This window comes from Comamonas denitrificans (assembly GCF_042654745.1).
GTDB classification, from domain to species: Bacteria; Pseudomonadota; Gammaproteobacteria; order Burkholderiales; family Burkholderiaceae_C; genus Comamonas; species Comamonas denitrificans.
This window is the reverse complement of record NZ_JBHSEY010000057.1, coordinates 218,710-228,945: the sequence shown is the minus strand read 5'-3', so window position 1 is coordinate 228,945 and position 10,236 is coordinate 218,710. Positions and strand designations below refer to the sequence as shown.

The 10,236-nt window shown below is 61.7% G+C and carries 10 protein-coding genes; 8 read left to right on the top strand and 2 right to left on the bottom strand.

From position 1 onward, the window contains the following. Together ACFO24_RS13060 and ACFO24_RS13055 are read left to right on the top strand one after the other, a co-directional pair. The coding region (locus tag ACFO24_RS13060; protein WP_377738730.1) for an IS30 family transposase at positions 1 to 694 on the top strand (694 nt) is incomplete at its 5' end. A gap of 151 nt (positions 695 to 845) precedes the next feature. Beyond that, the gene (locus tag ACFO24_RS13055; protein WP_377738729.1) at positions 846 to 3,056 is read left to right on the top strand and encodes a hypothetical protein; all 2,211 of its coding nucleotides are present in this window, start codon (positions 846 to 848) and stop codon (positions 3,054 to 3,056) included. Between the two features lie 19 nt (positions 3,057 to 3,075). Here the strand turns inward: ACFO24_RS13055 and ACFO24_RS13050 are convergent, their stop codons facing one another. Then, positions 3,076 to 3,387, bottom strand: a complete 312-nt coding sequence (locus ACFO24_RS13050) for a hypothetical protein (protein WP_377738728.1) — start codon at positions 3,385 to 3,387, stop codon at positions 3,076 to 3,078. Positions 3,388 to 3,396: 9 nt separating this feature from the next. Then, positions 3,397 to 3,651 (bottom strand): hypothetical protein, encoded by a 255-nt coding sequence (locus tag ACFO24_RS13045; RefSeq protein ID WP_207575529.1) that lies wholly within the window; start codon positions 3,649 to 3,651, stop codon positions 3,397 to 3,399. A gap of 101 nt (positions 3,652 to 3,752) precedes the next feature. Between ACFO24_RS13045 and ACFO24_RS13040 the strand changes: the two genes are divergently transcribed. From ACFO24_RS13040 to ACFO24_RS13015, 6 genes are all read left to right on the top strand, one after another. Then, on the top strand, positions 3,753 to 4,211 hold the full coding sequence (locus tag ACFO24_RS13040; protein WP_207575535.1) for a molybdenum cofactor biosynthesis protein MoaE: 459 nt from the start codon (positions 3,753 to 3,755) through the stop codon (positions 4,209 to 4,211). Beyond that, complete coding sequence (locus tag ACFO24_RS13035; protein WP_377738726.1) at positions 4,208 to 5,125, top strand: cation diffusion facilitator family transporter; 918 nt, start codon at positions 4,208 to 4,210, stop codon at positions 5,123 to 5,125. Before ACFO24_RS13040 ends, ACFO24_RS13035 begins: the two co-directional genes overlap by 4 nt. A 109-nt stretch (positions 5,126 to 5,234) precedes the next feature. Further along, positions 5,235 to 7,832 (top strand): ATP-dependent chaperone ClpB, encoded by a 2,598-nt coding sequence (gene clpB, locus ACFO24_RS13030; RefSeq protein WP_377738725.1) that lies wholly within the window; start codon positions 5,235 to 5,237, stop codon positions 7,830 to 7,832. Between the two features lie 38 nt (positions 7,833 to 7,870). Next, entirely contained in the window at positions 7,871 to 8,197 is a 327-nt protein-coding gene (locus ACFO24_RS13025) for a hypothetical protein (protein ID WP_207575526.1), read from the top strand. A 282-nt stretch (positions 8,198 to 8,479) separates the two neighbouring features. Then, on the top strand, positions 8,480 to 9,007 hold the full coding sequence (locus ACFO24_RS13020; protein WP_377738724.1) for a GNAT family N-acetyltransferase: 528 nt from the start codon (positions 8,480 to 8,482) through the stop codon (positions 9,005 to 9,007). Positions 9,008 to 9,019: 12 nt separating this feature from the next. After that, positions 9,020 to 10,213: a methyltransferase gene (locus tag ACFO24_RS13015; protein ID WP_377738723.1), complete on the top strand. Its 1,194-nt coding sequence runs from the start codon at positions 9,020 to 9,022 to the stop codon at positions 10,211 to 10,213. Positions 10,214 to 10,236 lie beyond the last annotated feature (23 nt).

Sequence of the window (10,236 nt, the reverse complement as noted above, 5' to 3'; positions counted from 1 at the left end):
CGCACAAGTGTCACACGAGAGCATCTATACCTGCATCTACGCCCAACCTAGGGGCGAGCTCAAGAAGGAACTGGTGTCCTGCCTGCGCATGGCCCATGCCAAGCGCTGGCCCCGCTCCAAGGGCAAGGACCGGCGCGGTGAAATCCAAGACTTGTTGAGCATCCATGTGCGCCCACCAGAAATAGAGGATCGTCAGCTTCCAGGCCACTGGGAGGGAGATCTCATCAAGGGGGCGAACAACGCCAGCGCCATTGGCACCCTGGTCGAGCGCACCACGCGCCTGGTATTGCTGGTCAAGCTACCCCATTCCAATCCAGCGACAGCCGCGCATGTGCTGCAGGCATTCAGTGACAAACTCAATGCAATAGCAAGCCCCATGCGCCAGAGCCTGACCTACGACAGGGGCAGGGAGATGGCCGAGCACGCCAAGCTCACCGAGAACACGGGTATGAAGGTGTACTTTTGCGACCCTTACAGTCCTTGGCAGCGTGGCAGCAACGAAAACACCAATGGGCTGCTGCGCCAGTACTTCCCCAAGGGTAGCGATCTGAGCGGCTACACCCAGGAGCAACTCGATGCCGTGGCCGATGAGCTCAACGGGCGCCCCAGGATGACCTTGGGTTACTCCACTCCCCTGGAGGTCTATGCGCAGCACTTGCAGCGGCTAAGCTTCCAGGCTGATTCAGTGCACTGAACAAATGTTGCACTTGGACTTGAATCCGCCCGGTGTGGTGTTGGCAGGGGCGCTTCACTTTTACACTGGCGTTTTTTCAATTTCCCCCACCGCTGTGCGCCGCTGCAGCGGGACAACAGGGGGCAACAGGGCACAAGGGCTGAACAACACTATGCAGACACAACAACACCGATGGCAGTTTGTTCGCGCCGGGGGCGTGGACCAGGTCGTGATTCGCACCGGGGCCGATATTGCCCACTTGGCAGAGTTGGACCAAAAGCTGTGGGTGGCCTTGGCCTGCCCCACACGTGGCGTGGAATTTGACCCCGCCACCCTCGATGTCATTGATGACAACGGCGATGGCCGCATCCGCGCCCCCGAGTTGCTGGCCGCGTGCCAATGGGCGGTTGCCCATGTGCGCGATCCCGAGGTTCTCACCAGTGGGACAGACGTGCTGGCGCTGGCCAGCATCAACGTCGATAACGAAACGGGTGCCGCCATGCATGCCGAAGCCCAGCGCATTCTGGCGTTGGCCGGGCAGGCGCACAGCGGCACGATCAGCCTGGGGCAAGTGCAGGCTAGGCTGACCGATTTGCACGCCATGCCCTTGAATGGCGATGGCATTCTTAACCCCGCCAAGCTCTTGGCCGATGCCCCTGGTCTGCACGCCCTGGCCCAGCGCATCATGGACAGCTACGGTGCCAGCACGGGCTGCGATGGCGAGCCCGGCGTGAGCCCGGCGGCGCTGGCGCAGTTTTTTGCCGATGTGCAAGCCGTGGCCGATTGGCATGGGCAGGCTCCCGCCCAGTCGTGTGGGCTGGCCTCGCCTGCGCAAGCCTTGGCTGCGGCCCAGGCCCTGATGGCGGTGCAGGCCAAGGTGGAAGACTTTTTTGCCCGCTGCCGTTTGGCCGCGTTTGATGCCACCGCCCTGCAGCCCTTAAGTCCCAGCGCAGAAGGCTATGCCCTGTTGGGAAAAGAAGCTTTGCACGCCGGCGATCGTGTCGTTGCTGCACTGCCCTTGGCGGCCATCCATGCGGATGCGCTGCTGCCTTTGGCCCAAGGCCTCAATCCCGCGTGGGTGGATGCCATGGCCGTCTTTCAGGCCCAGGTGGTCACGCCCCTACTGGGGGCGCAAACGCAATTGAGCTGGCCCCAATGGCAGCAGCTGTGCGCCACCCTGGCCCCCTGCCAAGCCTGGCTGGCCGCCCAGCCCAGCACGCCGGTGGCCACCATGCCCGTGGACGAAGCGCACGCCTTGCTGGCCAGTGGCGATCAGCAGCGCTTGCTCGCCTTGATGGAGCAGGATAGCGCGGAAGCCAGTCGCCAAAAAGAGGCTAAAAACCTCGAAAAACTCATACTCCTTCAGCGCGACCTGCTCTTGCTTTTGAATAACTTTGTCTCGTTTTCCAGCTTTTACCGTCGCCAAGGCGGCATCTTCCAAGCCGGTACCTTGTATTTGGATGGCCGCAGCTGCGAGCTGACGGTGGACGTGCAAGACCCCGGCTCCCACGCCGCGCTGGCTGGCTTGGCCAAAACCTTTTTGGCTTACTGTGAATGCCGCCGAGGTGACAAGGTGCGCACTATCGTCGCGGCGTTTACGGCGGGCGATGTGGACTTTTTATTTGTGGGGCGCAAAGGGATTTTTTACGACCGCCAGGGGCAGGACTGGGATGCCACCATCACCACCTTGATCGACAACCCCACCAGCATTGGCCAGGCGTTTTTCTCGCCCTACAAAAAATTTCTGCGTTTTGTTGAAGCGCAAGTGGCCCAACGCGCCGCCAGCAAAGACGCGGCGGTGACCGAAGGCCTGCAAGCCAAAGCCGCCCATTTGGCCGGGGGGGCTGCGCCCACCCCCGCTGAGGCCCCCGCCCCCAGTAAAACCGATGTGGGCACGGTCGCTGCGATTGGGGTGGCGTTGGGCTCACTGAGCACGGTGGCGGTCGCCGTACTGAGCAAGGTATTGGAGCTGGGGCCGTGGATACCGCTGGCCTTGCTGGGGGTGATGCTGGCCATTTCAGGCCCCAGCGTGTTGATTGCCTGGATGAAGCTGCGCGAGCGCAGCCTGGGCCCCATTCTGGATGCCAGCGGCTGGGCGATTAACGGGCGCATGAAAATCAACCTGCCCCTGGGCCGCTCCTTGTCGCAGCAAGCCCAGGTGCCCAGCAATGCCGAGCGCAGTCTGCGCGACCCGTATGCGCAAAAATCCAGCGCTCCATGGTGGTTGGCCTTGGTCGCCGTGCTGTTGGTGCTGGGCGCGGTGTGGAGCCAAGGCGGGCTCAATCCCTGGCTGCCGCAGCGCTGGCAGCCAGCAGCCCACGCAGAAACAGCCGTTACCAGCGCAGCGCCCGCAGGTGCCGCCCCAGCTGCAGCCGCACAGTAAATGCGTTGAGGGCTGGTTTTTAGGCTTCGGCGGGCAGCTGTGGGGCCCGCCATTGCAGCAATTCGGCCAAGCGCAAAATCACCCATTGCCCCTCGGCGGGGGACAATCCCGCCGCAGGGCTGCCAATGGCGCTGTGCAAGCCCAGCAATACGGCCTCTTCATCACTGTGGCCACGGTGGTAGATGCTTTGTGCTTGCTCGACCAGGGCGCAGGCCAAGTCCTCACACAGCTCATAGCGCTCCAGTACCGTGGTGGCGGGCGCGGTCAAGCGCCCGGCAGGGCTGCGAAACAGCTGGCTAAAACTGGGCGGAATCTCCATTTGATTGCTCATGGCGGGCCTTCAGTCCGGGGTAAAGCGGGTGATGAAGCGCTCCAAATCCACCGCCAATTCGCAACTCACTACCTGGCCCATGCGGCCATCGCTTTTGCGCTGGGCGCTGAACAGCGTGGCTTTGCCGATGAAATCAAAATCAGGCAAATAAATCACCGCATAGGGGTGGGGCACAAAGTGGGTAAAGGCAAACACCACGCGGTGCTCATTGCGCGGGCTGGGGTAGAGCAGGTAATCCGGGGTGTCAATGGTGGGGGTGGCCATGGTCAAAAGGGCGGCAGCTTTTTTTTGATGGAAGGGTAGGGCAGGGGGCGCATTGTCCAGACTTTGCCTTGGGCTTGGTGTGGGCTGCGACAATTGGCCGCATGTTCAGCGTCTGCATACAACCCCAAGATTTTGATGTCTCCACCGAGCTGGCCCGCCTGCACGCCAGCAATGCCCAGGTGGGGGCCGCGTGCTTTTTTGTCGGACTGGTGCGCGACCGCAACGAAGGCGCGGCCGTGGCCAGCATGGAGCTGGAGCATTACCCCGGCATGACGGAAAAAAGCATCGCCGCCATCATCGAACGCGCCCGCCAGCGCTTTGGCATTGCCGCCGCGCGGGTGATTCACCGCGTCGGGCTGCTGCAGCCGCTCGATCAAATCGTGCTGGTGGCCGTCACCAGCGCCCACCGGGGGGCCAGCTTTGCGGCCTGCGAATTCATCATGGATTATTTGAAATCCGAGGCGCCGTTCTGGAAAAAGGAGCTAACCCCGCAAGGCACACGCTGGGTTGATGCCAGAGTAAGCGATGAAATGGCGTTAAAACGGTGGGAACAGCTATGAAAGTAACCGATATCTGGCAAAGCCTTTCTCCGGTGGTCTTGCTGCGGGCCTCGGTGGTGGTGGCGCTGCTGACCATTGTGTTGAAGATGGGGGCCTGGTGGCTGACCGACTCGGTGGGCCTGTTGTCGGACGCGCTGGAATCGTTTGTGAACCTGGCCGGGGCCATGTTTGCCTTGCTCATGGTCACCATCGCCCAGCGCCCGGCCGATGCCGATCACCCCTTTGGCCACAGCAAGGCGGAGTATTTCTCGTCTGGCTTTGAAGGCATTTTGATCATCGGTGCCGCCCTGGCCATCATTTGGGCGGCCATCGACCGGCTGCTGCACCCCGTGCCGCTGCAGGCGCTGGGCTGGGGCATTGCGCTGTCGGTCATCAGCTCGGTGTTTAACGGCGTGCTGGCCGCCGTCATGCTGCGCTCGGCCAAAGTCCACAACTCGATGGCGCTGCGGGCCGATGCCCGCCATTTGCTCACCGATGTCTGGACCTCGGTGGGGGTGGTCGGTGCCTTGATTGCCGTGCCCCTGACGGGCTGGCAGTGGCTCGATGGCGGCATTGCCATTGTCGTGGCGCTGAATATTTTGAAAGAAGGCGGGCACCTGGTCTGGCACTCCTCCCAAGGGCTGATGGACGAAGCCATTGATCCTGAGCACCTGCAGGCGGTAGAAAACGTGCTGCAGCGCCACACGAACGAGCACGTCTATTTCGACTCCCTGGCCACGCGCAGCGCCGGCCAGCGCAGCTTTGCCCAAGTCCACATGCATGTGCCCGCCCACTGGACATTGGGCAAAGCCGCCCGCCTGCGCCGCCTGGTTGAGGAGGAGCTGATGGCCGCCGTTCCCGGCCTGCACGCCACCCTGGAAATGCTGCCCGAGGGCAGCGAGACGGCGCTGGAAGCATTGGAAAAAACGCAGTGAATGGCGTGGGGCCCAACCCTGGGTGGCATGCCTTGTAGGGCCTTGAAATTTCAAAGAATGCCGCTACCTTTGCAACAACTCTTTTGTTGGTTGTAAAGGAAAAAATTTCATGCGTATCGACAAGCTCACCACCAAGTTTCAAGAAGCCCTCTCCGATGCCCAGACCCTGGCGCTGGGCAACGACCACGCCTACATCGACCCGCTGCACCTGCTGGCGGCCATGCTGCGCCAAAGCGATGGCCCCACGGCCTTGCTGCAGCGCGCCGGGGTGAATGTGGCAGCCCTGACCCCCGCCGTAGAAAACGCCATGAAGCAGCTGCCCCAGGTGCAAGGGCATGACCAGGTGCAGGTTGGCCCCGATCTGGGCAAGCTGCTGCAGGCCACCGAAAAAGAAGCCCTGCAGCGCGGCGACCAGTTCATTGCCAGTGAATTGTTCTTGCTGGCCCTGGCCGATAGCGACACCAAGGCCGCCAAGCTGGCCAAAGAGCATGGCTTGAGCCGCAAGGCCATCGAGGCGGCTATCAATGCCGTGCGCGGCGGCCAGACCATGGACAGCGCCGAAGGCGAAAGCCAGCGCGATGCCCTGAAAAAATACACCCTCGACCTGACCGAACGGGCGCGCCAGGGCAAGCTCGACCCGGTGATTGGCCGCGACGATGAAATTCGCCGCGCCATCCAGGTGCTGCAGCGGCGCAGCAAGAACAATCCGGTGCTGATTGGTGAACCCGGCGTGGGCAAGACCGCCATCGTTGAAGGCTTGGCCCAGCGCATTCTCGAAGGCGAGGTGCCCGAGTCGCTGAAGAACAAGCGCGTGCTCTCGCTGGACATGGCGGGCCTGCTGGCCGGGGCCAAATACCGGGGCGAGTTTGAAGAGCGCCTCAAAGCCGTGCTCAACGACCTGGCCAAAGAAGAAGGCCGGGTGATTCTGTTCATTGACGAAATCCACACCATGGTCGGCGCGGGCAAGGCCGAAGGAGCGATGGATGCGGGCAACATGCTCAAGCCCGCCCTGGCGCGCGGCGAGCTGCACTGCATTGGCGCCACCACGTTGGACGAGTATCGCAAATACATCGAAAAAGACGCAGCGCTGGAGCGGCGCTTCCAAAAAGTGCTGGTGCAAGAGCCGACGGTGGAAGACACCATCGCCATCCTGCGCGGCCTGCAGGTGCGCTACGAGGCGCACCACGGCGTGGATATTACCGACCCTGCTATCGTTGCTGCAGCAGAACTGTCTCACCGCTACATCACCGACCGCTTTTTGCCCGACAAGGCCATCGACCTGATCGACGAAGCGGCGGCCAAGATCAAAATCGAAATCGACTCCAAGCCCGAGGTCATGGACCGCCTGGAGCGGCGCATGATCCAGCTCAAAATTGAGCGCGAGGCCATGAAAAAGGAAACCGACGAAGCCTCGCAAAAACGCCTGGAGCTGATCGAGGACGAGCTGCTCAAGCTGGAGCGCGAATACGCTGACCTGGAAGAAATCTGGAAGAGCGAAAAAGCCAGCGCCCAGGGCAGTGAGCAGCTGCGCAAGGATATCGACCACATCCGCGTGCAGATCACCGAGCTGCAACGCAAGGGCGATTTGGCCAAAGTGGCCGAGCTGCAATACGGCAAGCTGCCCGAGTTGGAAAAGCGCCTGAAAGCGGCCCAGGACAGCGAAGCCGGTGGGCCAGCGACGCAGCACAAGCTGCTGCGCACCCAGGTGGGCGCAGAAGAAATTGCCGAGGTGGTGAGCCGCGCCACCGGTATTCCGGTGGCCAAGATGATGCAGGGCGAAAAGGAAAAGCTGCTGGCCATGGAAGACAAGCTGCACCAGCGCGTGGTGGGCCAAGACGAGGCGATTGCCGCCGTGGCCAACGCCATCCGCCGCTCACGCTCGGGCCTGTCCGACCCGAACCGCCCGCTGGGCAGCTTTTTGTTCCTAGGCCCCACCGGCGTGGGCAAGACCGAGCTGTGCAAGGCGCTGGCCGGCTTTTTGTTTGACAGCGAAGAGCACCTGCTGCGCGTGGATATGTCCGAATTTATGGAAAAGCATAGCGTGGCACGCTTGATTGGTGCGCCTCCGGGCTACGTAGGCTATGAAGAAGGTGGCTACCTGACCGAGGCGGTGCGCCGCAAGCCGTACAGCGTGCTGCTGCTCGACGAGGTGGAAAAAGCCCATCCCGACGTGTTCAACGTGCTGCTGCAGGTGCTGGACGATGGCCGCCTGACCGATGGCCAGGGTCGCACTGTGGACTTTAAGAACACCGTGATCGTCATGACCAGCAACATTGGCTCGCACATGATCCAGGCCATGGTGGGCCAGGAGGCCGACGAGATCAAGGACGCGGTGTGGGGGGAGCTGAAAACGCATTTCCGCCCCGAATTCCTCAACCGCATCGACGAAACGGTGGTCTTCCACGGCCTGGATGCCCAGCACATTCGCGCCATTGCCGATATTCAGCTGCAGCACCTGCGTGCCCGGCTGGAGAAAATGGATTTGCAGCTGCAAGTGTCTGACCAGGCGATGGACGAGTTGGCCAAGGTCGGTTTTGACCCGGTGTTTGGTGCGCGCCCCTTAAAGCGGGCCATTCAGCAGCGCATCGAGAACCCGCTTTCGCGCCTGCTGCTGGAGGGGAAATTCCCGCCCAAGAGTGTGATTGCCGTCGGTGTCGATCCGGTGACTGCCCCAGGGGTATTTAAATTCACGCAGACTGCTGCATAAACTTGCCCACCAGGGTTTATTTGGAAAAGGAAGCTTTTGTGAACGCATTTGTCTCAGACTTGAGCCGTTTTCTTGTCCGCGTCGTGCTGCTCTTGGCCGGTGTTGTGTTTTTTATGAGCGTGCTGGCCGCTGGCATGGTGTTGGCTTTGGTCTGGGGCTTGCGGGCGCTGTGGGCCAAGCTGACGGGCCGCCCCGTCATGGCTTGGGTGCTGCCTACTCAGGCGGCCGCCACCTGGTCGAGCATGCGCAAAAAAGCCGGTGGCTTTGCGGCCCAAACCCGCCAGGCAGCCCCCAGCAAACGCAGCGGCGTGCTGCCCCAGGTGGCCACCGAGGTCACCGACGTGCAAGCCCGCGAAGTGCACTAAACCTGGATCGCTGGCAGTTTTCTGCCTGCAGCTGACAATCCTCCCTCTTGGTAGAGGGAGGATTTTTCATTGTTTTAGCCCTCTAACGCTTACCAGCAAAGCGCTGACAGCTCCTAAAATTTTTTTCCTTCTGCATTAGCATATCCATTGCACAAGGGCAAGAAACGGCCAACAGCCGTACTTCAGTTTATGGATTCCTACACCAAAAACTGGCAAAAAAAATGAATTCTTAGACAATCGCGTTCTTTCGTTTTCCCTAACTATTATTTTTTGTCTGCTCCCATGTCCACTCACTACCAGGTTCGCCCCGCTACGCTTCGTGATGCCAAGGCCATTGCGCAAATCCATACTGCTGCTGCACTTGAGGCTTACCGAGGCATCGTGCCGGACGATCAGCTCAAAGCCATGTCGTCCGTCGAAAAGCGCCAGGCCTATTGGCGCGAGGCCATTGAGTTTTGTGAGCCTCAGGTGCAAGTTGCCATTGATGGCGACAAGATCGTCGGCTTTGTGGGTTTTGACCGCTCGCGCGACCCCAAATCGCGCCAAACCACCGGTGAAATCTGGGCAATCTACGCCACCCCCACCCACTGGAACAAAGGCGTGGGCATCACCCTGTGGGATGCGGCCCGTGAAGGCCTGCTTGAAGAAGGCTGCACCAACGTGACCTGCTGGGTGCCGCTGCGCAACGAACGCGCCCTGCGCTTTCATGAAATGGCCGGCTTCAAGCGCGAAATGACCACCGCCAAAACCGCCCAGGTTGGCCCCATCAAAATTGAAGAAGTGCGCCTGCAGCGCACTTTGAACGGCTGATTGGCTGCTGCTGTGACCAATGCCACGCTGCAATGGGATGACGTAAACGGCCAGCCGCAGCACGCGGCTTGGCACAGCGAAGCCGGGCGGCCTGCGCCCGCGCGCATGCAGGTGGCCGACGACCGCTTGGCTGCCGATGCCGCTTACCACCTGATTTGTGAAGGTAGCACCCTGCTTTGGCAGGGTGATTTTTTTAATGCCCGCCATTTAATGGAGGCGCTCAAGCGCCGCCTGGATAAACCCAAGCTGCGTGGCAAAGCGCAAAAGAACGCCAAGCCGGCGCACCCTCCTGCACCTGCCGCCACCCCAGCCTTGGCCTTTCACCAGCAACGCCAAGTGCAGGCGCGGCGGGCCCATATCTTGGGCAGCATCCTTATTCCTTTGAATGGGGATTACCGCATTCCCCTGCGCCGCGCTCCCGATGTGCAGGCCGCTTGCACCCAAGCCTGGGGCCCTGCCGATGGCACGGCACGGGTGATCGCGCTGCGTGAGCTGCAAGGCATTGTCAGCGCCTACGAGTGGCGCAAAAACGGCGTGCAAATTCCAGCCTTGCAAACCTTGGGTGGCTACGACCGCATCCACCCGCATTACGGCGTGTTCTCTCCCGTGCGTGGGGAATACGTTGATCTGGTTGCCCAGGCCCCGCTGCCTGCAACCGCCACGCAAACAGCGGCCGTGGCGTGGGACATTGGCACCGGCACCGGCGTGCTGGCCGCCGTGCTGGCCCGCCGGGGCGTGCCCCAGTTGATTGCCACCGACCATGCCGCGCGGGCGCTGGCCTGTGCGCAGGACAACGTGCAGCGCCTGGGCGTAGCTGCGCAAGTGCAGTTGTGCAACGTTGATTTATTTCCCCCAGGCCACGCCGATTTGATTGTTTGCAACCCGCCATGGTTGCCCGTGCGGGCCACAACCAGCCTGGAGCAAGCCGTGTACGACCCCGATAGCCGCATGCTGCGTGGTTTTTTGGCCGGGCTGGCGGCCCACCTGCGCCCAGGGGGCGAGGGCTGGCTGATTTTGTCTGATTTGGCCGAGCACCTTGGCCTGCGCAGCCGCGCCGATCTATTGGCGTGGACCGAAGCCGCTGGCCTGCGCGTGGTTGGCCGATTGGACATTCGCCCGCACCATCGCAAAGCCCAGAACGCCAGCGACCCGCTGCACAGCGCCCGCGCGGCAGAGGTCACGTCCCTGTGGCGGCTGGCGGTGTAGCTTGAGGCAGTCCCTGCGCGTGG